Source organism: Microbacterium sp. 01T413_2, from assembly GCF_056398985.1.
In genome coordinates, this window is the sequence record NZ_JBFTQL010000004.1 from 112,464 (window position 1) to 134,138 (window position 21,675).

Below are 21,675 nucleotides of genomic sequence, written 5' to 3' on the forward strand. Positions count from 1 at the left end.
CCTACCGAGCGGGGCTGATCCCTCGCCGAGCAGGGGCGCCTCAGCCGCGGCCGCCGATGAGCGCAGGCGAGATCGGAGCACCACGCGGCGTGGCCTGAGGCTCGGACGAGACGAGACCGGCCGCGATCGCCAGCACGCGCGCAGCCAGCGGACGCGCCCTGCACCCGTCCAGCAGCGCCGACATCGTGACGCCGTCACGACCGGCGATCCCCTGGATCAGGCCGTCTGCGAACAGCGACGCCGCGCCGATCCGCTGCTGCCCGGCGACCTGCGGACGCACGGCCTGCTCACCGCCTGCCCGGTCCCCGGCGAGGAGGGCCGCAGCCCCTGTGAGCGGGAGCGGGGCGAGCCAGGAGTCCTCGACGGCCACCAGCGCATCCGTTCCGCAGAGCGCGATGGCGGCCGCCCCTGTGCCTTCGCCGAGCAGAAGCGTGACCGAGGGCACCGGCAGCGATGCGGATGCGGCGAGGGTCAGCGCGATCTCCTGGGCGATCCCTTCCTCCTCTGCCGAGGTGGACACTTCGGCACCGGATGTGTCGGCGACGGCGACCACCGGGACGCCCAGGGCGGCGGCGAGCGCCATGGCCCGGCGTGCGGCGACGACGTCCGCGACCGTGGTCGCCGTGCGGCGGGTGCGATCCTGCCCGATGAGGAGGAAGGCTGCCTTCCCCGATCGCGCCCACCCGGTGATGAGTTCACCCGGTCCGCCGCGGCGGCCGACGAATTCGTCGCAAGCCGCGATGAACTCCCCCAGCGCAGGCCGGCCGGGACGCGCTGCGTTCTGCACCGCCGCCCAATCCGCGCCGGACGGGACCCCTGTCCTCGTGGCTGCGGCCGGCGAGACGGCGTCGCCGACAGGGTCTGGTGCGACCGCACCGTCCGCGGTCTCGAAGACCGCGAGCAGGCGCGCGGCGCGGTCGCGGAACCGGGCGGCGTCCACAACCGCGTCGAGGCGCTCGTGCGCCCGGAGGTTCTCCGCGGTCTGCACGCCCTCGGAGATCGGCGGCGCACCGCCGTGTTCGGCGAGTGCCGCGACGACCCTGGGGCCGAGCAGCCCGACCAGCGCGCCGGGCTCCGCGCTCACGTCGTGTGCGAGCGACGCCCAGGATGCGTACACGCCGCCCGTCGTGGGGTGCCGCAGATGAGCGAGGTAGGGCAGGCCTGCGGCGCGGTAGGCCCCGACCGCGGTGGTGATCGTGCGCATGGTCAGGAAGGCAGCGGCGCCTTCCTGCATGCGGGTGCCACCCGACGCGAGCCCGGCGAGCACCGGGATCCGCTCTCGGCGCGCGCGGTCGAACAGCGCGACGATGCGCTCGGCCGTCGCGACGCCGATCGAGCCGCCGAGGAACCCGAACTCGCTCACGATCACCGCGACCGCGCGGCCCCGGACGGATCCGCTGCCGGTGCGCACCGCCTCGTCCGCGCCGGTCCGCGTGGCTGCCCGCGCGAGCACGTCGCGGTAATCCGCGTCGGCCGGCACGCCGATCGCGATATCCCAGGAGCGGAACGACCCGGGGTCGAGGACGTCGTCGAGCCAGCCGTCCGCCGTGCTCACGACGCGAGCCATTCCCTGATCGACTGGGTGTGCTCGCCGAGCAGCGGCGGCGCATCGTGCTGAACGCGCCCGGTCTCGGTGCCGTCGAAGTCGAACATCCGCAACGGCCCGCCCTGCAGGGTGAGGTCCCCCAGGACGTCGTGGTGCACGCCCAGGGCGAGGCCCTGACTGAGCGCCTGATCCCAGGCGAACACCTCGTCGACCGTGCGCACCTTGCCCGCGGGCACGCCCGCGGCGCCGAGCGTCTCGAGCAGCTCATCACGCGAGCGGCTCGAGAACGCGGCCTCGATGTGGGCGATCAGGGAGTCCCGGTCGGCCACCCGACGGCCGTTCGTCCCCCAGCGCTCCTCGTCGGGATCCACGCCGACGATCGGTGCGAACGCCCGCCACAGCGCGTCCGAGCCGACCGAGATCTGCACGACGCCGTCGTTGCAGCGGAAGGCGCCGTACGGCGCGATCGACGGATGCTGGTTGCCGATCGCTCGGGGAGACTCTCCGCCCACGGTCCATCGGGTCGCCTGGAACGCCAGGACTCCGACGATCGACGACAGCAACGAGGTGCGCACGACGCTCCCCCGGCCGGTGCGCTCGCGCTCGACGAGCGCGGCGAGTACGCCGACCACGCCGTGGATCCCGCCGAGGAGATCTCCGATGGGTACACCCACCTTCTGCGGAGCCGCGGCGTCTGCACCGGTCAGCGACATCAGTCCCGCCTCCCCCTGCAGGATCTGGTCGTACCCGGCACGACGCGCCTCGGGGCCGTCGTGGCCGAATCCGCTGATCGAGAGCAGCACGAGCCGCGGGTTGAGCTCTTCCAGCCGAACCGGATCGAAGCCGAGCCGGTCCAGCGTTCCGGGCCGGAAGTTCTCGATCAGGACATCGGCGCGCCGGATCAGCTCGGTGAGCATCGCCCGATCGGCGTCGTCCTTGAGATCGAGGGCCACCGACTCCTTGTTCCGGTTGCAGGAGAGGAAGTAAGTGGACACCTGCTCCTCCCCCGCCGCGACGAACGGCGGACCCCAGGCCCGGGAGTCGTCGCCGCCGTCCGGCCGCTCCACCTTGATCACCCGAGCGCCCAGGTCGCCGAGCATCATGCCGGCGTGCGGTCCGGCGAGCGCACGGGACAGATCGACGACCAGCATCCCGTCCAGGGGACCGCTCACGAACCGACCTCGACTTCCTCCGCCGGGATCTCGTCGGTCGCCATGCCCGCACCTGGCCCACGAGTGATCCGCACGATCGCCTCGACGACGCCGAACACGACGACGTTGAGTACGAGGCCGAGGAAGCCGTTGTCCCAGGAGCCCAGCGGGATGTTCGCGAACGTGGTGACGGCGACGAACAGGGTGCCGGCGACGAGACCGGACGAGACCGCGACGGTGCTCACGCGCACCCGTCGGCCGAGACCGGCGGCCACCGCCGGAGCCATCTGCGCGAGCCCGCCGTACGTGAGCAGCAGCAGTGCGCCGATGTCGCTCTTGATCAAGCCGAAGGCGAGAGCGAGCCCCATCGCCGCGACGATCACGACCCGGGTGGTGAGGAACCGGCCGCGTTCGGAGAGGCGGTAGGTCACGTTGTTGGCGACGAGAGAGCCGATGCCCATCGAGATCGCGGCGGCGGGCACCATGGCGGCAGCGGCACCGAACACGGCGACGACGCCCACGAGCCACTCGGGCAGCGCCTGCTGCGCGGCGGTGAACAGCACCTGGTTGGGGATCGTCGTGGCCGGGATCTTCAGCACTGCGACCATGCCGACGGTGACCGGCAGGAACAGCAGCAGCTGGTACACGGCGAGCCACTTGGCGTTGCTGCGCACGACGTTGCCGCTCTTCGCCGCGAGCATCGGCGGCCACAGGTGCGGGAAGGTCTGGAAGCCGGCACCGATCACCGTGATCGCGACCGAGGTGACCCACCAGATCGCGTCGAAGCCGGGCGCGTGCGTGGTGAGCAGGGTGTCGTTCGCCTTCGCGACCTGCGCGAACACCTCGGGGAAGCTGCCGGCTGCCGCGACCACGCCGACCGTGACCACGACCAGCGCGATCAGCATCCCGAAGTCCTTGAAGATCGAAACACGGGCGATGCCGCGGATGCCGCCCCACAGCACGAACACGATCACCAGGGCACTGGCGAGCACCATGCTGAGCCCACGGGCCGAGGCGGAGCCGGTCGCGAGCTGGACGATCAGTCCGAGACCCGTGAGCTGCAGCTCCAGGTACGGGATCAGGAACAGCGCACCGACGACGGCGACGATCACGCTCAGCGTCCGCGAGCGGAAACGGTCGCGGAAGAAGTCGGCCATCGTGAGATAGCCGCGCGACGCGGCGATGTTGCGGATCCGCGGTGAGACGAAGTACTGGATCGACAGGCACGCGGTGAGGTAGCCGATCGCGTAGGTCGCGCTCACGCCGCCGACGAACGCGAGCCCGGCCAGGCCCAGGAAGCTGAACGTCGTCAGCGACTCTCCCGCCTGCAGGAACCACGAGGTCCACACCGGCAGCTTGCGCCCGGCGACCAACCACCCGGACATGCTCTTCTCCCGGCGGCGCCCGGCGACGCCGATGAGACCGATCAAGACGATGCCGGCGACGATGATGACGGTCATCATGCGTGCTCACCACCGATCGCGGACTCGACGGGCGTCGACTCACCGTGCTCGCGCACCTGACGCCGGATGCCGGCGTCGACCACGTTCAGCAGGGCGACGGTGAGCACGACGTTGAAGGCCATCCACACCAGTACGGCGGGCACACCCCACCACAGCGTGGGCGTCACGGCGAACGGCAGGAACGGCGTGATCAGGATCAGCAGGACCGGGATGCCGGCGACCGCCACGCGGGCGGGGGTCGCGATGCGCCCGGTGACGCGGATCGCGCCGGTGGGCGTATCCGGCGTCTCAGCGCCGGAGGTGGACGGGGTCATGGGTGTTCTCCTTCGAACAACGGTGGAACGGTCGGGTAGGGATGAGGATCCGAGGGATCGGGGGGGGGGAAAGTTGTGAGTCAGGCGACGGTGTGCGATGCCGGTGCCGCGGCGGGAACCGCGAGCAGTGTCTCGATGCCCTTCGCGAGTTCGAGCAGCTCGATGTCCTGGCGGGGGCCCGCGAGCAGTTGCGCGCCGACCGGCAGGCGACCGGCGTAGCCCGCCGGGAGCGACAGTGCAGGAACGCCGAGCGGCGTGAACAGCCAGGCGGCGCGCATCCAGTCGAGGTAGTCGGTCATCGGGGTGCCCGCGACCTCGCGGGGCCAGTCCCACTCGACGGGGAACGGAAGCATCTGCGTGACGGGAGCCAGCACCAGATCCGTGTCGACGAAATAGCGCGCCGCGGCCCTGGTCAGACGCGTGACCTCGCCATAGGCGCGCATCACGTCCGGTCCGCTCACCTTCTCGCCCTCGCGGATGTTGCCGGTGACGAAGTCGTTGAAGTTCTCGGGTTCGGCCGCCAGCAGCGCGCCCCAGCCGGCGTTGAACGCCGCGGCCCGCAGGGTGCGGAACGCCTCATCCGCGCCGCTCAGATCGGGGCAGCCGATCTCGACGATCGCCCCTGCCGCCTCCAGCGCACGGGCCGCCTCGTCGAGCACTGCGCGCACGGCGGGCTCCACGACCACGTGACCTCCGAGGTCGGCGGCATAGGCGATGCGGACACCGGCGAGATCGCACTCGCGGAGGTCGCGCAGGCGGGCACGATCGAGCTCCGGAGCGCACGGCACGTCCCGCGTCTCGCCGTTCATGACCGACAGGAGCAGTGCGGTGTCGTCGATGGTGCGCGCCATCGGCCCCGCGGTCGCCAGCGGGTCGAAGACGTTCGGGCTGTCCGCGTTGGGGACGACCCCGGGCGTCGGACGCATGCCCACGACGCCGCAGAACGCGGCGGGGTTGCGCAGGGAGCCGCCCATGTCGCTGCCGTCGGCGATCGCAGTGAACCGCGCGGCCAGCGCGGCGGCGGCTCCGCCGCTCGAACCGCCGGCCGACCGGGACGGATCATGCGGATTGCGGGTGACACCGTAGACGTCGTTGGCACTGTGCGATCCGGCCGCGAGCTCGGGGATGTTCGTCTTGCCGTAGAACACCGCGCCGGCTTCGCGCATCCGTGCGATGTGCAGGTCGTCATGGTCCGAGATGCTGCCGGCGAAATGGCGGTGTCCGAGGGTGTTCGGGTAACCGGTGACGTGCCCGAAGTCCTTCACCGCGGTCGGCACGCCGTGCAGCACGCCGCGACGCTCCGGTGCGAGGCCGTCCACGCGGCGGGCATGCTCGTGCGCGAGTTCCTCGTCGAGGGCGACGATGGCGTTGATCTCACCATTGCGACGGGACACCTCGGCGAGGTGCGCGTCGAGCAGCTCCACCGCCGTGAGCTCGCCGCTGCGCGTCAGACGGGCCTGCTCCTTGGCGCTGAGTTCCACGACATCGCCGGATTCAACCACTTCAACTCCATTTCGCACCGCTCTGTGCCATATTCGATGTGCTGATGCATCGTTTGGGCCAAAGTAACGGACTCGATGAGCGAAGTAAAGAAGAAATCGGAAAATGACGCCCGGAACGCACCAGATCATCGATCACGGCGTGCGGAATGCACCATCCGGGTGCGATCACAGGCGGGTGAGCACCGGATCCGGCGAAGCGGCGATCAGGCCTCGCGGACCAGTACCCCGCTGCGCTTGTAGGCAGCGACGACGGAGGCCGCTCGGATACCGTCCACCTGGGTCGACCACGGGCTCTCGGTGAGGAACCGGCGCAGCTCGGTCACGGTGGGAACCGCGACGTCGACCAGGATCTGCTCGTCAGCGAGGATGAACGCCGCATATCGCACGAACGGCGAGGCCTGCAGCGCGGCGGACACGGACGCCACCGCGGCGGGAGGGACGCGGAGCCAGACGAATCCCGCGACCGGGAGCCCGAGGGTGGACGGGGCGATGATCGCGCGCACGTCGACGGCGCCGCCGATCAGCACGCTCAACCGCCGCCGGACCGCCGACTCGCTGAGTCCGACGATCTCGGCGATGTCGATCGCGGACGCCCGGGCATCCCGCTCCAACGCGGCGAGGATCGCCTCGTCGCCGTCGTCGAGCTCGAGGAGGGGCTGGTCGATCAGCGGCGGGTGTCCGAACTCCGGGTTCAGCGCGTGCGCTTCGTCGTGGGACAGCTGTCCCGGCATCCAGCCCGAGAGGGTCCGGTAGTACTCCAGCATGGGGATGACGGCCATGCCGGTCACGCCGGGGATCGACGGGATGTCGCGCAGGATCAGATCGGCGTACTCGGGGGGCGCCTGCTCCTCGACGAGGATGCGCAGCGGGGATCCCAGCACGTACACGAAGATGCTGGTCTCCCGCGCGGCGAGAGCGCGCGCGATCGCGTCGACATCGGCGGCGTTCGCCTGCACCTCCAGCAGCACGGTGCGCGTCGATCGCACCACGCCGATGCGAACCGTCTGAGACTCCAGCAGGGCGTTGCCTCGGCGCACCACGGTGCTGACGGGGACGCCGATGACTCCGGCGATGCGCCGCCACGAGGCGCGACCGTCGACCTGCAGTGCGCCGATCACTCGACGGTCGATCTCATCCAACGCCATGGAGCCAGTATGCCGCCGGGAGCATGCGATCGTCGTACTGTCGCCCCGGCGCAGCCGTGAGAAACGCGGACCGCACCACGGTTCAGGCCTTCTTGCGGTCGCGGACGGCTCTGAGCCCCATCTGCACACCGATGACGGCGAGATAGACGGCGAAGAGAATGTTCCCGACCTTCGGATCGAACTGCGTCGCGAGCCAGGCGCCGAGCGCGGTCATGGTGCAGGCGGAGAGCCCGATGATGGTCGCGGCGAGGAGATCGACGTTGCGGTGGCGCAGGTTTCCGACCGTTCCGGAGAGGGCCGTCGGAATGATGATCATCAGCGATGTGCCCTTGGCCTCGAGGTCGTTGAACCCGAACAGCAGCATCAGGATCGGTACGACGATCACCCCGCCGCCGACCCCGATGAGGCCCGCCAGCACGCCGGTGCCGAAGCCCAGCACCACCAGGCACGCGCCCGAGAGCCAGCTCAGTACGAACTGCGCGTCGCGGGACGGGACCACCAGGAACAGGCTGACCACCACGATCACCACGAACCCGACGAAACACCAGCGCAGCACCGGCTGCGAGATCCGCGTCGCCACCCGTGTGCCGACCTGCGCGCCGACGACCGCCGCCGCCGCGAGGATCAGCGCGGGGATCCATGCCACGGCTCCGTGCAGGGCGTAGCTGGTCACGCCGACGATGCTGGTGGGGACGATCGCCGCGAGCGAGGTGCCCGCGGCGAGACGCTGATTGAAGCCGAGCAGCAGCACGAGCAACGGGACGATGATCGTTCCGCCGCCGACCCCGAAGAGGCCGGAGAGCAGGCCCGCGGCCAGACCGATCCCGATGAAGGATGCGTAGGCCCGCGGCCCTCGCAGCCGCTCGACGGCGCCCTCGCCCACACTCGCTCCTGTCCGCCGTTCCTGGCGGAGCAGCACGGTCCAGCGTAGTCCGAGGGGGCGAGCCGCCCATCGGCTCCCCTCCGCCTTGCGACGATCTGCACACGGCGCGACGATCTGCAAACGGATAGCCCGCACGGCGTGTGCAGATCGTCGCAGGCTGTGCAGATCGTTGCGGCCCGCGATCTCGCGCGAGCTCAGTGCCCTTCGAACAGCGGCGGGCGCTTCTCCTGGAACGCGGCGAAGCCCTCGCGGTAGTCATCCGTGTCGCAGAGCGCCGCCTGGGCCGCGTTCTCCTGGCGCATCGACTGCCAYAGCCCSAGRCGCTCRTCGCGGAGRGCGGCGACGAGGCGCTTGCTCGCGACGAAMGCGGCSGTCGCGCCCTTCGCCGCGCGCGCGGCAGCCTCGAGGGTGGCGTCGTGCACCATCTCGGGGAGCATCGCCTGCGAGAACAGCCCCGCGGTCACCGCCTCGGATCCGCTCATCAGCCGGCCGGAGTAGATGAGGTCGAGGGTGCGGTGAGCGCCGAGCCGCTCCACGAACAGGGCGTGCCCGCCCGAGTCGAGCGTCGCGCCGAGGGCGGCGAACGGGGATCCGATCTTCGCGGTGTCGGCGACATAGACGACATCCGTCGCGATGAGCAGGCCCAGGCCCACCCCGAGGCACGCACCCTGCGCCGCCGCGAAGGTGGGCGCCGGGAACGCCGACATGCGCTGCATCACGGGCGTGACGATCCCGTCGAGRTAGCCCATSACGTCGTCGTCSCGGGGGTCGACGCCSGAGATGTCRCGCCCSGCGCAGAACGCCCKGCCCTCGCCGGTCAGCACGAGSGMGCGCACYCCGGCGCGCTCSGCCTCGGCGTAGGCGTCTCCGAGGTCGCGCACGGCCTGCTCGTCGAGGGCATTGAGCTTGGCGGGATTGTTCAGCGTGATGTGGGCGACGGCGCCGTCGATCGCGAGGTCGATCATGGTTCCTCCTTGGTCGCTGGGCTTGTCGAACGGGCTGAGCTTGTCGAAGAGGCAGGGCCCGCGCGCTCAGACGTCGTAGTCGACCACGACGCGATCCGTCGTGGGGTGGGACTGGCAGGTGAGCACGTAGCCGCGGTCGAGCTCGTCCTGCTCGAGCGCGTAGTTCTCGGTCATCGTGACGGATCCGTCGACGAGGCGCGCCCGGCACGTGCCGCAGACGCCGCCTGCGCAGGCGAACGGCACGTCGGGACGCACGCGCAGCGCCGCGTTCAGGATCGACTCGTTCGCGGACACCGGGGTGTCCACGGAGCCGGACTGGCCGTCGAGGGTGAACTCGATCGTGCGCACCGGCTCGTCCTCGCGCACCTCGATCGGGCGKCCCGCCTCCGGSCGCTCCTGCCCCGGCTCSCCCGTMGTGAACAGCTCGTAGCGCACRTGCGCGGAYTCGACGCCGATGTCGGCGAGGGTGTCGCGGCAGAGCTGCACGAGATCGAACGGCCCGCACAGGAACCACTCGTCGACGGTCGCCGGCAGCACGAGCGCGTCGAGGATGCCGCGCAGGCGCTCCTCGTCGATGCGGCCCGACAGCAGCGGAGCCGAGCGCTGCTCGCGGGTGAGGACGTGGTGCACCGCGAAGCGCGCCGGATAGCGGTCCTTGAGGTCGGCGAGGTCGTCCAGGAACATCACGTCGGTCGCCCGGCGGTTCGTGTAGACGAGGGTGAAGCGGCTGGTCTCGGAGCGCGCGAGCACCGTCGCGGCGAGCGCCATGAGCGGCGTGATGCCCGACCCCGCGGCGATGCCGACGACGTGCGCCTCGTCGAGGGCGGCGAGCGCCGAGGTGAAGGTCCCCTGCGGACTCATCACGTCGATGCGGTCGCCCGCGTGCAGCTCGCTCTGCGCCCACGTGGAGAAGCGGCCTCCGCGGTCGCGCTTGATCGCGACGCTGACGGATCCGGGCGACGGCGGACGGCAGAGGGAGTAGGAGCGTCGCACCTCGTGCCCGTCCAGCTCGGCGCGCAGGGCGACGTGCTGCCCGGCGAGGTAGTCGAACTCCCCTGCCAGTTCCTCCGGCACCGCGAAGGTCACCTCGATGGCCTCATCGGTGAGCGGTCGCACCTCTTGCACGGCGAGGGTGTGGAAGCGGGTGCGCCGGCGGGGCGATGCCGGGGCGCCTGCGCCCCTTGAGGAGCCGCCGACCACGCTGTTGAGAAGCGCCCCGGCGACCCGCTCGGTGGCGGCGGCATCGGTGGCGCGGGCGGGCGACGGCGTGTCGAGGTGCCAGAGCGTCATCAGATCGCCTTGAAGTGGTCGAAGGGCTCGAGGCACGCGCGGCACTCGCAGAGCGCCTTGCACGACGTGGAGCCGAAGCGGGAGAGCTCGCGGGTGTCCAGGGATCCGCAGCGCGGACAGCGCACGCCGAGCGAGACGCGCACCGGCCCCTGCGCCCGTCGCAGGGCCGCGTGGCCGCTGGGCGGGGCGATGCCGTACTCGGTGAGCTTGCGCTTGCCCTCGTCGCTCATCCAGTCCGTCGTCCAGGCGGGAGCCAGCACCAGGCGCACCTCGACGCTGTCGAAACCCGCGCGGACGAGGGCGAGCTCGACGTCGTCCCGGATCGCATCCATCGCCGGGCAGCCGCTGTACGTCGGGGTTATGTCCACGCGGATTCGGTCGCCGTCGACGACGACATCGCGCAGCACCCCGAGATCCTCGATGGTCAGCACCGGCACCTCCGGATCCTTCACCGCGGCCGCTGCCTCCCAGGCGCGCTCGCGCGATCCGGGGGCGCCGAGCCCGCTCGCTGGTCGCGAATCGCCGTCATTCCGCACCGATGGCGACAATTCGCGACCAGCGAGCGGAGTGGAGCGAGGGGCGGAGGTGGTCACCATGTCGCCCCCGGGTGGCGGCGTGCGAGCACCTGCATCTCGGACAGCAGGTGCCCGAGCGGCGTGGCGTGGGATCCGTGCCGTCCGCCGCCGGCCGAGGCGGACCCCTCGGGGATCTCCAGCTCGGCCTCGGCGAAGACGGCGTCGATGACGGCGTCGAACCCTGCGCGCAGCGCGGAGGGCCGCACCGCCGCGTCGCCGAGGCGGTCGATCAGCGCATCGTCGCGGAAGAGCTCGGCGGCGTAAGGCCAGAGGTCCGCGACGGCGCGGATGATCCTGGCGCGCGACTCGTCAGTGCCACCGGCCAGGCGCAGCGTCCACTGCACGGCGTGGTCGCGGTGGTAGTCGACCTCCTTGACTGCCTTCGCGGCGATCGCGGCGAACGTCGGATCCGTGCTGGCGCGCAGTGCGGAGTACAGCTCGAGCATGTACGTGCTGACGAGGAGCTGCCGCGCGATCGTCTGCGCAAAGTCGCCGTTGGGCTGTTCCACGAGCCAGCAGCTGCGGAATTCCGCCTCGTCGCGGAAGTAGGCGAGGTCGTCCTCGCTGCGCCCGTCCCAGGATCCGGCGTACCGGAGGAACGAGCGGGCGTGCCCGAGCAGGTCCAGGGCGATGTTGCCGAGCGCCACGTCCTCCTCGAGCTCGGGCGCGTAGGTGATCCACGCGCCGAGCTGCTGCGAGAGGATCAGCGCGTCATCGCCCAGCCACAGCGCGTACTCCGCGATGTCGGCGGATCCGGCGCGCTCCCCCGAACCGGCGAGCTCCTCGGCGAGCGCGAGTTCGTCGACCGAGACGTCGCCGTGCGGCGTTTCGTCTCGGTCGACCGCTGCGCGGCCGTCCTCGCTCAACGACCGTTCAGTGTGCGCGCTCACAGGTGCGGCACCCCCTCGGAGGCCGTGTAGTACACGGCGTGGCGGTAGTTCTTGCCGGCGGGGCTCTCGAAGAACGCGCCCTTGTCGTCGGGGTCGCTGGTGGTGATCGCGTCGGCCGGGACGACCCAGACCGACGTGCCCTCGTTGCGCCGGGTGTACAGGTCGCGCGCGTTGCGCAGCGCCATGTCGGCGTCGGGGGCGTGCAGGGATCCGACGTGCACGTGGCTGAGTCCGCGGTTCGCACGCACGAAGACCTCGAACATGGGCCAGGTCTCCTCGGTGGATGCTCCGGGAGTGGTCATGCCGCCACCTCCTGCCGCAGGGCCTGCTTGCGGGCGTACTCCGCGGCCGCCTCGCGCACCCACGCGCCCTCTTCGTGCGCGTCGCGGCGACGCTGCAGCCGTTCGGCGTTGCACGGGCCGTTGCCGCGCACCACCTCGAAGAACTCGTCCCAGTCGATCTCGCCCATCGCGTACTGCCCGGTCTCCTCGTCGTAGCGGAGCTCGGGATCCGGCAGCGTCACGCCGAGGATCTCGGCCTGCGGCACGAGCATGCCGACGAAGCGCTGGCGCAGGTCGTCGTTCGAGAAGCGCTTGATCTTCCATTGCATCGACTGCGCGGAGTTCGGCGACTGGTCGTCGGGCGGGCCGAACATCGCGAGCGCCGGCCAGTACCAGCGGTTCACCGCGTCCTGCGCCATGGCGCGCTGCTCCTCGGAACCCTGCATGAGGGTGAGCAGGATCTCGAACCCCTGCCGCTGATGGAAGGACTCCTCCTTGCAGATGCGCACCATCGCGCGCCCGTACGGCCCGTACGACGCACGGCACAGCGGCACCTGGTTGCAGATCGCTGCGCCGTCGACGAGCCAGCCGATCGCGCCCATGTCGGCCCAGGTCGGCGTCGGGTAGTTGAAGATCGAGGAGTACTTCGCCTTGCCGTCGATGAGCTGCTGCATCATCTGATCGCGCGTGATGCCCAGCGTCTGGGCGGCGGAGTAGAGGTAGAGCCCGTGCCCCGCCTCGTCCTGCACCTTCGCCATCAGGATCGCCTTGCGCTTGAGGCTCGGAGCGCGCGTGATCCAGTTGCCCTCGGGCTGCATCCCGATGATCTCGGAGTGCGCGTGCTGGGAGATCTGCCGGATCAGCGTCTTGCGGTACGCCTCCGGCATCCAGTCGCGCGGTTCGATGCGCTGCTCGTTCTCGACGAGCTCGTCGAAGAGGGCCTGCGCGTCGAGGTCCCGCACCTCGGCCACCGGTGGAACAGTCATCGTCGACTCCCTGTGCTGGTTCAACAGTGTGTGAATTACCTACCGTTCGTACAGTAATTATGGCACACTCGAAACGTTCGCAGAAGAACGGCTCTTCTCGAACCGGATCCATGCCCGCCCGTTCGAAGGAGAACCGATGGCAGAGCCCGTCACCGAACTTCGCCCGATGATGCGACGCGATCGCGCGTCGACCGCTCTCGGCATGCGCGTGGAGGTGGATGAGCCGGGCCGCGCCGTGGTCTCGATGACCGTGCGCGACGACATGCTGAACGGCTTCGACATCACACACGGCGGGCTGGGATCTCATCGCCCGCTCGCTGCGCGCCGCCGGAGTCCAGCCCGGCTGGAAGGTGCACAACGCCTACGGCTACGGCCTGTTCACCGGCGGCCTGGGCGCGCACGCCGGCATCGAGCGCCTCGGCGCGACGGTGATCCCGATGTCGGGCGGGCAGACCGCCAAGCAGGTGCAGCTCATCGGCGACTTCGAGCCCGACGCGATCATGTGCACGCCGACCTACCTCCTCACGATCGCGGATGCGATGGAGGCGGCGGGGATCGATCCGCGCTCCACGTCGCTCAAGGTCGGAATCCTCGGCGCAGAGCCCTGGACCAATGAGATGCGCCACCAGATCGAGCAGCGGCTGAACATCGACGCCGTCGACATCTACGGGCTCAGCGAGGTCATGGGTCCGGGCGTCGCGATGGAGGCGGCGGCCACGAAGGACGGCCCGCACATCTGGGAGGACCACTTCCTGCCCGAGATCATCGCCCCCGAGACGGGCGAGCCCGTCGCCGACGGCGAGCCGGGCGAGCTGGTGTTCACCTCGCTCACCAAGCAGGCGTTCCCCGTGATCCGCTACCGCACCAGGGATCTGACCCGGCTGCTGCCCGGATCCGCGTTCCCGGCGATGCGGCGGATGGAGAAGATCACGGGGCGCGACGACGACATGATCATCCTGCGCGGCGTGAACCTGTTCCCCACCCAGATCGAGGAGATCGCCCTCGGCATCGAGACCCTCACGCCGCACTTCATCCTGGAGCTGACCCGGCAGGGCCACCTCGATGCGCTGAAGGTGCGCATCGAGCGGCACCCGGACATCGACCCCGCCGCAGCGCAAGCCGCCGCCGAGGTGCTGAAGCTGCGGATCAAGACGTCGATCGGCACGTCGGTGGACGTGCAGGTCGAGGAGCCCGGATCCCTCCCCCGCAGCGAGGGCAAGTACAAGCGCCTGTACGACCTGCGCTGAGCCCCCCGGGTCGTTGAGCGACCCGAAGGCGAGACGAAACGCGGCACCCCGCAAGGACACCACACCCCCGGTCGTTGAGCGAGTGAAGCGAGACGAAACGCGGCGCCCTCGCAAGAGCACCGCGTTTCGTCTCGGTCGGCTCCGCCGTCCTCGCTCAACGACCCCGGGTTCTGGCGCTCCAGCCGCGGATCGCATCCAGACCGCCCTCGATGAAGGCGGCACGCTTCGCGTGACTCCACCCCTGGATCCGCTTCTCCCAGGCGAATGCTTCGTCGACGCGCTCGAACTCGGCGTGCCAGACCAAGGTCACGGGCAGTCGTCTGCGTGTGTATGCGGCGCCCTCCCCCGCGGCGTGCTGCTCCATTCGGCGCTCGAGATCGTTCGTGCTGCCCGCGTAGAAGGTGCCGTCACTGCACCTCAGGATGTACGCGTAACCCGTCATCCAGCGAAGTTAGCCCGAGCCACGGACACCCCACCTGGGGTCGTTGAGCGAGCGAAGCGAGACGAAACGCGGCGCCCTCGTGAGAGCACCGCGTCTCGTCTCGGTCGGCTCCGCCGTCCTCGCTCAATGACCTCCGAAGAGGGTTCAGGCAGGCGCGAGCTGCTTCTCCACGAGGGTCAGTACGTCGTAKGTCGCCACGATCTCATCGCGCTGGTTGTGGATCACCGCGTCCCAGCGCACTTCGCCGTATTCGTCCGTCTCGCGCGGCGTGATCTGCTTCGCGGTGAGGGTCACGCGGATCGCGTCGCCCGGCTTGACCGGCGTCACGAAGCGCAGGTTCTCCAGCCCGTAGTTGGCGAGCACCGGTCCCGGCTCGGGCGAGACGAACAGGCCCGCCGCCCACGACACCAGCAGGTAGCCGTGCGCGACGCGGCCACCGAAGAACGGGTTGGCCTGGGCGGCCTCCTCGTCCATGTGCGCATAGAACGTGTCGCCCGTCGAGTGCGCGAACGCCTCGATGTCCTCCAACGACAGCTCGCGCAGGCCCGATTCGACCTGGTCGCCGAGTCGCAGCTCCGCCAGCGACTTTCGGAACGGATGCACCGCGCGGTCCGTGCCGGCGCCGGTGTGCCAGACGCCCGTGATCGCGGTGAGGATCTCGGGAGTGCCCTGGATCGCAGTGCGCTGCATGAAGTGCATGACCGCGCGGATCCCGCCGAGCTCCTCACCGCCGCCGGCGCGCCCCGGCCCGCCGTGCACCAGGTGCGGCACCGGGGAGCCGTGCCCGGTCGACGTCTTCGCGTCGTCGCGGTTCAGGAACAGCACGCGTCCGTTGTACGCGGCGATGCGCGTGAGCAGCTCGGTCGCGACCTCTGGATCCCTGGTCGCGACGGAGGTCACCAGCGATCCCCCGCCGAGTCCGACGAGCTCGGCGGCCTCGGCGACGGTGGTGTACCCGAGCACGCTCGACACCGGGCCGAACGCCTCGATCTCGTGCACGGCCGGCTCGGTGGTGTCCGCGAAGCCGACGAGCATCGGCGCGACGAAGGCGCCCTCCGGGGCGGGCCCGGTCGTGCCGTCGGCGTGGACGACGTCCGGCGCGTCCACGGATCCCAGGAGCAGCTCGCCGCCGGCCTCACGCAGGGCAGCGACCTGGCGCAGCACCTCGTCGCGCTGCGCGGTGGAGACGAGCGGTCCCATCGTGACCGACTCGGCGTGCGGATCGCCGATCACGACGCGCTCGGCGATCTTCGCCTGCATCGCCGCCACGAGGGGATCCACGAGCGGCTCGGGCACGATCGCGCGGCGGATCGCGGTGCACTTCTGGCCCGCCTTCGTGGTGAGCTCGATCATGAGCTGCTTCACGTAGGCGTCGAACTCCGGAGTGTCCGGGGTGGCGTCGGGCCCGAGCACGGAGGCGTTGATCGAGTCGGTCTCGCTCGTGAAGCGCACGCCGTCCGCGGTCTGGGCACGCAGCCCCGCCGCGGTCGAGGCGCTGCCGGTGAACGCGACGAGGTCGCCCAGGCGGAGCAGGTCGAAGATCCCGGGCAGGGATCCGCTGACCAGCTGCAGAGATCCGTCCGGGAGCAGTCCGGAATCGACGAGGATCCGCACCCAGGCCTCGGCGATGTAGCCCGTCGGGGTCGCGGGCTTCACGATCGAGGGCACGCCGGCGAGGAAGGCAGGGGCGAACTTCTCCAGCGCACCCCACATCGGGAAGTTGAAGGCGTTGATCTGCACGGCGACGCCGGGAAGGCGCGTGTAGACGTGCCGGCCGAGGAAGGATCCGTCCTTGGAGAGCGGCTCGACCGGGCCGTCCAGGACGACCTTCGCGTTCGGCAGTTCGCGACGCCCCTTGGACGAGTACGTGAACAGCACGCCGATGCCGCCGTCGACGTCGGCGTAGGAGTCGCGGACCGTCGATCCGCTGCGCTTGGAGAGCTCGTACAGCTCCTCCTTGTGGGCGGTGAGCTCCACGGCCATCTGCTTGAGCAGCATCGCCCGCTGGTGGAAGGTGAGCACGCCGAGGCTCTGCTGGCCCACGGTGCGCGCGTAGTCCACGGCGCCGGCGAGGTCGATGCCCGCAGAGTCGACCCGGACGATCTCCTCGCCCGTCGATGCGTCGCGCACGATCGTGCCGGCCTCGGACGCGGAGGTCCACCAGGCTCCCTGCAGATAGCTGGGCAGCAGCTCGGTCATGTCATTCGCTCCATTCGTAGAATCCCCGGCCGGTCTTGCGGCCCAGATGTCCATCGGCGACCAGGTCGCGCAGCAGCTGCGGCGGCGCGAACCGCGCCCCGAGCTTCGCCTCGAGCTCCTCGGCGATCCCGAGCCGCACGTCGAGGCCGACGATGTCGGTGGTGCGCAGAGGCCCGGTCGGATGCCGGTAGCCGAGCTCCATCGCGGCGTCGATGTCGGCGGCGGTCGCCACGCCCTCCTCCAGCATCCGGATCGCCTCCAGCGCGATCGCCACGCCCAGCCGGCTCGATGCGAACCCCGGTGCGTCGGCGACCACGACCGCGGTCTTTCCCAGGGCGGCGACCCAGCCCCGGGCGTCGTCGACGAGCTCCTGGTTCGTGGACGCTCCCACGACCACCTCGACGAGCGAAGAGGCGGGCACGGGGTTGAAGAAGTGCAGGCCGAGGAACCGCTCCGGGTGAGCGAGCTCCGCGCCGAGGTCGTCGATCGAGATCGAGGACGTGTTGGACGCGATCGCGGCGCGCGGTTCGACCATCGCCTCGATGCGGCGCAGGCTCTCTACCTTGAGGGCACGGTCCTCGGGAACGGCCTCGACGACGAGTCCGGCATCGGCGAACGCGGCGGCGTCGATGCTCGTCTCGAAAGCTCCCTCGAGCGCGGCGATCGTGCGTTCGGTGCTCCCGCGGTCGACGGAGCGCTGCAGGCTCGTGCGGATCCGCTCTCCCGCCGCTGCCGCTGCGGCCTCGTCCCGCTCGACCACGACGACCTGGGATCCGGCGAGCAGGAACGCGTGCGCGATGCCGGCGCCCATCCGTCCCCCGCCCAGCACACCGACCCGGTCGGGAGCCGCCGTCAGCTCGAGCGCGTGGGGATCCTGTCCGCTCATCGGCGGCTCCTCCGTTCCAGGAAGGCGGTCATCCGCCGGTGCTTCTCCGGGCTCTCGAACAGCTCGGCCTGCAGCTCCAGCTCGATCTCGGGATGCCGGTCGGGCGGGGCGAGCAGGGCCGTCTTGGTGTGCCGGGTGGCGAGCGGATCGTTCGCGGCGACGCGGTCGGCCACCGCATGTGCCGCCGCGAGCAGATCCTCCGACTCGTGCAGCGACGACAGCAGCCCCCAGGCGAGCGCCTCCTGCGCGCCGAGCTGGCGCCCGGTCAGCAGCAGCTCGGTGGCACGCGCCTCGCCGACGATCTGCGGCAGCCGCCAGGTCGCTCCGGCCGCGGCGATGATGCCGAGCCCGGTCTCCGGGTTGCCGATGCGCGTGGACGGGGTGCCGATGCGGATGTCCGCCGCGTAGGCCAGCTCCGCACCGCCGCCGAGGGCGTAGCCGTCGACCGCCGCGATCACGGGCATCGGCAGCTGCCGGATGCGCCGGAACGCGGTCGTGTTGATGCCGGCCCGCGCGTCCTGTGCGCGGCGGTCGCGCAGCTGAGCGATGTCGGCGCCGGAGGCGAAGATCCCGCCGGATCCGATCAGGATCAGGATCCGCGGATCCTCCTCGAGCTCGGCGCACAGCGCGTGCAGCTCGTCGATCATGGCCTGATCGATCGCGTTGCGGGTCTCGGGCCGGTCGAGCGTCGCGGTGACCCGGGTCTCCGTGCGTTCGATGCGCAGGCGTCGAGCCGTCGATGGGTCGGCCATCAGACCCGCTCCACGATCATCGCGGTGCCCTGTCCGACCCCGACGCACATGGTCGCCAGCCCGTACCGGACCCCCTCGCGCTCCATTCGGCCGAGCAGCGTGATCAGGATCCGGCTGCCGCTGGAGCCGAGTGGATGACCGAGCGCGATGGCGCCGCCGTCGGCGTTCACGATGTCCGGGTCGAGGCCGAGCCTTCGGATCGAGGCGAGCGACTGCGTGGCGAACGCCTCATTCAGCTCGACCGCGCCCAGGTCGGCCACGGTGAGCCCCGCCTTCGCGAGCGCCTTCTCCGTCGCCGGCACCGGCCCCAGCCCCATGATCTCGGGGGCGAGCGCGGCCGAGGCGGAGGCGACGATGCGCGCCCGCGGCGTCAGTCCGTGCCGCTCGACCGCGGCGTCTCCGGCGACGACGATCGCCGACGCGCCGTCGTTGAGCGAGGAGGCGTTGCCCGCGGTGACCACGCTGCCGCCCGCGACCACGGGCCGCAACCCCGCGAGCACCTCGAGCGTGGTGTCGCGGCGCGGGCCCTCGTCGGTGTCGACGAGTCCGCCGCGCGGCGTGGGCACCGGCACGATCTCCGGAGCAAGGCGCCCGGCATCGATCGCAGCGATCGCCCGCTGGTGGCTGCGCAGGGCGAACGCGTCGGCATCCTCGCGGGTGATGCCGTCGAGGCGCGCGACCTCTTCCGCGGTCTCCGGCATCGAGTAGGTGGCCTTGTCACGCGCGGCGAGGCGCGGATTCGTGAACCGCCAGCCGATCGAGGTGTCGAACGCCTCACCCGGTTTCGCCCAGGCGCGCTCGGGTTTGGCCTGCACCCAGGGGGCGCGCGTCATCGACTCCACGCCACCCGCGATCATCACGTCGGCGTCGCCGGCTCGGATCGCCTGCGCGGCGAGGGCTGTGGCCGTCATCCCTGAGGCGCAGAGCCGGTTCACCGTGAAGGCCGGCAGCGCATCGGGGAAACCGGCGAGCAGCACGGCCATGCGCGCGACGTTGCGGTTGTCCTCCCCCGCCTGGTTCGCGGATCCGAGGACCACCTCATCGAACGCGTCATCGGGCACGCCGGCACGCTCGGCGGCCTCGCGGATGACGAGCGCGGCCAGATCGTCGGGCCGAACGCCGGCGAGAGCGCCGCCGTATCGTCCGACCGGCGTGCGCGCACCGCCGATGAGGTAGGCCTCCGACATGCTCGTCCTCCCGGGGTCGTCGTCGACAGGGGTGCTTCGGATCGGGATCCGACTGTTTCCCGACCGATCGTTCAGTAAAAGAATGTCAGACGGATCCCGAGCGGGCAAGTCCGCCCGCGAGGCCGATGAGGGAGAATGATGCGGATGAGCACCGGATCCGCGCACGCCGCCGATGAATCGAGCGTCGCCGACGCGCCCGAGATCGCCGACGCCGAGCACGCCGCACCGCGCGCACGCCGTGGACGCCCCGGCTACGACCGCGCGCAGGTGCTCGAGATCGCCGTGCGTCTCTTCAACGAGCAGGGTTACGACGGCACGAGCGTGTCATCGCTGGCGACCGCGCTCGGACTCAGCAAAGCCGCGCTGTATCACCACTTCACATCGAAGGAGCAGATCCTCGAGATCGCCCTCGACGACGCGCTCGGCGGGTTGGAGTCGGTGCTCGACGGGGCGCTGGCCGACGAGGGCACGGCCGCCACGCGGCTGGTGACGGTGATCGCCGGGGCCGTGCGCGTGCTCACGAGCAGGTTGCCCCAGGTGACGCTGCTGCTGCGCGTGCACGGCAACAGCGAGGTCGAGCGCGCCGCCCTGGAGCGCCGCCGCATCTTCGATCAGCGCGTCGCGCACCTGGTCGGGCAGGCGCAGCAGGAGGGCGCCCTGCGTCGCGACATCCGCCCCTCGGTGACGACGAGGCTCATGTTCGGCATGATCAACTCGATCATCGAGTGGTATCGGCCCGCGCATACGTCACTCACCCCCGAGGAGCTGGTGAACGACGTCACTCGCGTGATCTTCGACGGCCTCCGCGCGCGCTGAGAGAAGCCTCCGACCCCGGACAGCAGAACGCCCCGCGCTCGTCGAGCACGGGGCGTTCCAGAAGCGGTGCGGGTCAGGCAGCAGCCTTCTTGTCGTTGCTGCTCAGCACCCGGAACAGCAGTGCGGCGATCGCGGCGCCGACCAGCGGGGCCACGATGTACAGCCACAGGTTGCTCCAGGCGAACTGGCCGCTGATGGAGAGGCCGAGTGCGACGGCGGGGTTGAACCCACCGSCCGAGACGCCGCCGACCGAGACGGCGCCGACGAAGACGGTGCCACCGATGGCCAGGCCGTAGAACGAGTTGTTGTCGTTGTCCTTCGAGGTCGCGACGTTCAGCACGACCCAGACGAGGACGAGGGTGAACAGCGCCTCGACCAGGAAGGCCGGACCGACCTTGATCTCGGTCGCCTTCTCGGCGTGCGGCCAGACCACGAAGCTCACCAGTGCCGCGAGCGCGCCGCCGATGAACTGGGCAACGATGTACGCAACGAAGTCCGTGACGCCGATGGCACCGCGGATGAGGGCGCCGAACGACACGGCGGGGTTGAGGTGGCCGCCGGAGATGTGCCCCGAGGCGTAGATGAGAACCGTCAGCGCGAGGCCGATCGCCAGCGGCGTCAGCGGGCTCTTGCTGTTGAYCGCGCCGATGATGCTGAACACGAAGAGGAAYGTCGAGATCGCCTCAGTAAGCGCCTTTCCAGCAGTACCAGTCATTTTGAATGCCTTTTCTGTCAGGTCGAGGGTGAGGGCGGAATCTCCCGCACGCCGGCCGGCGCACCCTGGATTGCCGAGCCAGAATACCGGGTTCCTGTCAATCAGCTGGGAACCGAAGCAACATTCCGACGGATCCAGGCGGAAAACTCTTGACCCTCGAGCCGGATCATCATATTCTTTCATTATTCGATAGAGCAGTTCCATCATTCGGAATACAGAGCGAGAGAAGAGGCGATGATGCCCCAGACCCCCGGCACGCAGAACCACCGCCCCGAGCGCCAGGGCGACGTCGCACGACGCGCGGCGATCTACCCGCTCATCGACGTCGACCCCGACTTCCACATTCCGGCCCGCCGCGAGGGCGCCCTCACGAGGATGCTCGTGGCGCTGCGTATCCTGCCGCAGGCCTCCTGACACGGAAACGGTGCGCGATCGCGGGC

At 70.4% G+C, this 21,675-nt stretch carries 21 protein-coding genes and 1 pseudogene; 3 read left to right on the forward strand and 19 right to left on the reverse strand.

Translation table 11 applies throughout. From position 1 onward, the window contains the following. Positions 1 to 40: 40 nt before the first annotated feature. The 13 genes from AC1DMN_RS04475 to paaA all read right to left on the reverse strand — a co-directional run bounded on the left by AC1DMN_RS04475 (position 41) and on the right by paaA (position 12,991). Entirely contained in the window at positions 41 to 1,555 is a 1,515-nt protein-coding gene (locus tag AC1DMN_RS04475; RefSeq protein ID WP_477231060.1) for a carboxyl transferase domain-containing protein, read from the reverse strand. Beyond that, positions 1,552 to 2,697 (reverse strand): CaiB/BaiF CoA transferase family protein, encoded by a 1,146-nt coding sequence (locus AC1DMN_RS04480; protein WP_477231114.1) that lies wholly within the window; start codon positions 2,695 to 2,697, stop codon positions 1,552 to 1,554. Before AC1DMN_RS04480 ends, AC1DMN_RS04475 begins: the two co-directional genes overlap by 4 nt. 17 nt (positions 2,698 to 2,714) lie before the next feature. Next, positions 2,715 to 4,160: a sodium:solute symporter family protein gene (locus AC1DMN_RS04485; protein ID WP_477383918.1), complete on the reverse strand. Its 1,446-nt coding sequence runs from the start codon at positions 4,158 to 4,160 to the stop codon at positions 2,715 to 2,717. Continuing rightward, on the reverse strand, positions 4,157 to 4,474 hold the full coding sequence (locus AC1DMN_RS04490) for a hypothetical protein (protein WP_441977142.1): 318 nt from the start codon (positions 4,472 to 4,474) through the stop codon (positions 4,157 to 4,159). Before AC1DMN_RS04490 ends, AC1DMN_RS04485 begins: the two co-directional genes overlap by 4 nt. Positions 4,475 to 4,554: 80 nt before the next feature. Further along, entirely contained in the window at positions 4,555 to 5,976 is a 1,422-nt protein-coding gene (locus AC1DMN_RS04495) for an amidase family protein (RefSeq protein WP_477231062.1), read from the reverse strand. 203 nt (positions 5,977 to 6,179) lie between these two features. Beyond that, entirely contained in the window at positions 6,180 to 7,121 is a 942-nt protein-coding gene (locus AC1DMN_RS04500) for an Lrp/AsnC family transcriptional regulator (protein ID WP_477231063.1), read from the reverse strand. 82 nt (positions 7,122 to 7,203) lie between these two features. Next, entirely contained in the window at positions 7,204 to 8,004 is an 801-nt protein-coding gene (locus tag AC1DMN_RS04505) for a sulfite exporter TauE/SafE family protein (protein WP_477231064.1), read from the reverse strand. A 194-nt stretch (positions 8,005 to 8,198) separates the two neighbouring features. Further along, positions 8,199 to 8,969, reverse strand: coding sequence for an enoyl-CoA hydratase/isomerase family protein (locus AC1DMN_RS04510; protein ID WP_477383920.1), 771 nt, complete (start codon positions 8,967 to 8,969; stop codon positions 8,199 to 8,201). A 66-nt stretch (positions 8,970 to 9,035) separates the two neighbouring features. Beyond that, on the reverse strand, positions 9,036 to 10,259 hold the full coding sequence (gene paaE, locus AC1DMN_RS04515; RefSeq protein WP_477231066.1) for a 1,2-phenylacetyl-CoA epoxidase subunit PaaE: 1,224 nt from the start codon (positions 10,257 to 10,259) through the stop codon (positions 9,036 to 9,038). Next, complete coding sequence (gene paaD / locus AC1DMN_RS04520) at positions 10,259 to 10,855, reverse strand: 1,2-phenylacetyl-CoA epoxidase subunit PaaD (protein ID WP_477231067.1); 597 nt, start codon at positions 10,853 to 10,855, stop codon at positions 10,259 to 10,261. The genes paaE and paaD overlap by 1 nt, the downstream gene beginning before the upstream one ends. Continuing rightward, positions 10,849 to 11,700, reverse strand: coding sequence for a 1,2-phenylacetyl-CoA epoxidase subunit PaaC (paaC, locus tag AC1DMN_RS04525; RefSeq protein ID WP_477231115.1), 852 nt, complete (start codon positions 11,698 to 11,700; stop codon positions 10,849 to 10,851). Before paaC ends, paaD begins: the two co-directional genes overlap by 7 nt. A gap of 20 nt (positions 11,701 to 11,720) precedes the next feature. Continuing rightward, the gene (paaB, locus tag AC1DMN_RS04530) at positions 11,721 to 12,026 is read right to left on the reverse strand and encodes a 1,2-phenylacetyl-CoA epoxidase subunit PaaB (protein ID WP_477231068.1); all 306 of its coding nucleotides are present in this window, start codon (positions 12,024 to 12,026) and stop codon (positions 11,721 to 11,723) included. Then, positions 12,023 to 12,991, reverse strand: coding sequence for a 1,2-phenylacetyl-CoA epoxidase subunit PaaA (gene paaA, locus AC1DMN_RS04535; RefSeq protein WP_441977136.1), 969 nt, complete (start codon positions 12,989 to 12,991; stop codon positions 12,023 to 12,025). Before paaA ends, paaB begins: the two co-directional genes overlap by 4 nt. Before the next feature lie 296 nt (positions 12,992 to 13,287). Here paaA and AC1DMN_RS04540 point away from each other — a divergent pair. Then, a pseudogene (locus tag AC1DMN_RS04540) lies at positions 13,288 to 14,238 on the forward strand (AMP-binding protein); the annotation flags it as partial. Positions 14,239 to 14,392: 154 nt separating this feature from the next. Here the strand turns inward: AC1DMN_RS04540 and AC1DMN_RS04545 are convergent. From AC1DMN_RS04545 to AC1DMN_RS04565, 5 genes are all read right to left on the reverse strand, one after another. Next, positions 14,393 to 14,680 (reverse strand): GIY-YIG nuclease family protein, encoded by a 288-nt coding sequence (locus AC1DMN_RS04545; protein ID WP_440733583.1) that lies wholly within the window; start codon positions 14,678 to 14,680, stop codon positions 14,393 to 14,395. A gap of 144 nt (positions 14,681 to 14,824) precedes the next feature. After that, positions 14,825 to 16,879, reverse strand: a complete 2,055-nt coding sequence (paaZ, locus tag AC1DMN_RS04550; RefSeq protein WP_477231069.1) for a phenylacetic acid degradation bifunctional protein PaaZ — start codon at positions 16,877 to 16,879, stop codon at positions 14,825 to 14,827. Position 16,880: 1 nt separating this feature from the next. Beyond that, positions 16,881 to 17,765, reverse strand: coding sequence for a 3-hydroxyacyl-CoA dehydrogenase family protein (locus AC1DMN_RS04555; RefSeq protein WP_477231070.1), 885 nt, complete (start codon positions 17,763 to 17,765; stop codon positions 16,881 to 16,883). Then, positions 17,762 to 18,517 carry an enoyl-CoA hydratase/isomerase family protein gene (locus AC1DMN_RS04560; RefSeq protein ID WP_477231071.1) on the reverse strand — a complete coding sequence of 252 codons (756 nt, stop codon included), beginning with the start codon at positions 18,515 to 18,517 and terminating at the stop codon, positions 17,762 to 17,764. Before AC1DMN_RS04560 ends, AC1DMN_RS04555 begins: the two co-directional genes overlap by 4 nt. Further along, positions 18,517 to 19,704: a thiolase family protein gene (locus AC1DMN_RS04565; RefSeq protein WP_477231072.1), complete on the reverse strand. Its 1,188-nt coding sequence runs from the start codon at positions 19,702 to 19,704 to the stop codon at positions 18,517 to 18,519. Before AC1DMN_RS04565 ends, AC1DMN_RS04560 begins: the two co-directional genes overlap by 1 nt. Positions 19,705 to 19,848: 144 nt before the next feature. Here AC1DMN_RS04565 and AC1DMN_RS04570 point away from each other — a divergent pair, with 144 nt between their 5' ends. Continuing rightward, positions 19,849 to 20,520: a TetR/AcrR family transcriptional regulator gene (locus tag AC1DMN_RS04570; RefSeq protein ID WP_477231073.1), complete on the forward strand. Its 672-nt coding sequence runs from the start codon at positions 19,849 to 19,851 to the stop codon at positions 20,518 to 20,520. A gap of 73 nt (positions 20,521 to 20,593) precedes the next feature. Here the strand turns inward: AC1DMN_RS04570 and AC1DMN_RS04575 are convergent, their stop codons facing one another. Continuing rightward, positions 20,594 to 21,235, reverse strand: coding sequence for an MIP/aquaporin family protein (locus AC1DMN_RS04575; protein WP_477383922.1), 642 nt, complete (start codon positions 21,233 to 21,235; stop codon positions 20,594 to 20,596). Between the two features lie 234 nt (positions 21,236 to 21,469). Here AC1DMN_RS04575 and AC1DMN_RS04580 point away from each other — a divergent pair, with 234 nt between their 5' ends. Continuing rightward, the gene (locus AC1DMN_RS04580; RefSeq protein ID WP_440733590.1) at positions 21,470 to 21,649 is read left to right on the forward strand and encodes a hypothetical protein; all 180 of its coding nucleotides are present in this window, start codon (positions 21,470 to 21,472) and stop codon (positions 21,647 to 21,649) included. Positions 21,650 to 21,675 lie beyond the last annotated feature (26 nt).

Excerpts from the sequence above, each read along its gene's own strand:
- AC1DMN_RS04490 (WP_441977142.1), bottom strand. The coding sequence starts at position 4,474 with ATGACCCCGTCCACCTCCGGCGCTGAGACGCCGGATACGCCCACCGGC.
- AC1DMN_RS04565 (WP_477231072.1), bottom strand. The coding sequence starts at position 19,704 with ATGTCGGAGGCCTACCTCATCGGCGGTGCGCGCACGCCGGTCGGACGA.
- paaD (WP_477231067.1), bottom strand. The coding sequence starts at position 10,855 with ATGGTGACCACCTCCGCCCCTCGCTCCACTCCGCTCGCTGGTCGCGAA.
- AC1DMN_RS04545 (WP_440733583.1), bottom strand. The coding sequence starts at position 14,680 with ATGACGGGTTACGCGTACATCCTGAGGTGCAGTGACGGCACCTTCTAC.
- AC1DMN_RS04555 (WP_477231070.1), bottom strand. The coding sequence starts at position 17,765 with ATGAGCGGACAGGATCCCCACGCGCTCGAGCTGACGGCGGCTCCCGAC.
- AC1DMN_RS04560 (WP_477231071.1), bottom strand. The coding sequence starts at position 18,517 with ATGGCCGACCCATCGACGGCTCGACGCCTGCGCATCGAACGCACGGAG.
- AC1DMN_RS04480 (WP_477231114.1), bottom strand. The coding sequence starts at position 2,697 with ATGCTGGTCGTCGATCTGTCCCGTGCGCTCGCCGGACCGCACGCCGGC.
- AC1DMN_RS04500 (WP_477231063.1), bottom strand. The coding sequence starts at position 7,121 with ATGGCGTTGGATGAGATCGACCGTCGAGTGATCGGCGCACTGCAGGTC.
- paaB (WP_477231068.1), bottom strand. The coding sequence starts at position 12,026 with ATGACCACTCCCGGAGCATCCACCGAGGAGACCTGGCCCATGTTCGAG.
- AC1DMN_RS04580 (WP_440733590.1), top strand. The coding sequence starts at position 21,470 with ATGATGCCCCAGACCCCCGGCACGCAGAACCACCGCCCCGAGCGCCAG.
- AC1DMN_RS04485 (WP_477383918.1), bottom strand. The coding sequence starts at position 4,160 with ATGATGACCGTCATCATCGTCGCCGGCATCGTCTTGATCGGTCTCATC.
- paaA (WP_441977136.1), bottom strand. The coding sequence starts at position 12,991 with ATGACTGTTCCACCGGTGGCCGAGGTGCGGGACCTCGACGCGCAGGCC.
- AC1DMN_RS04570 (WP_477231073.1), top strand. The coding sequence starts at position 19,849 with ATGAGCACCGGATCCGCGCACGCCGCCGATGAATCGAGCGTCGCCGAC.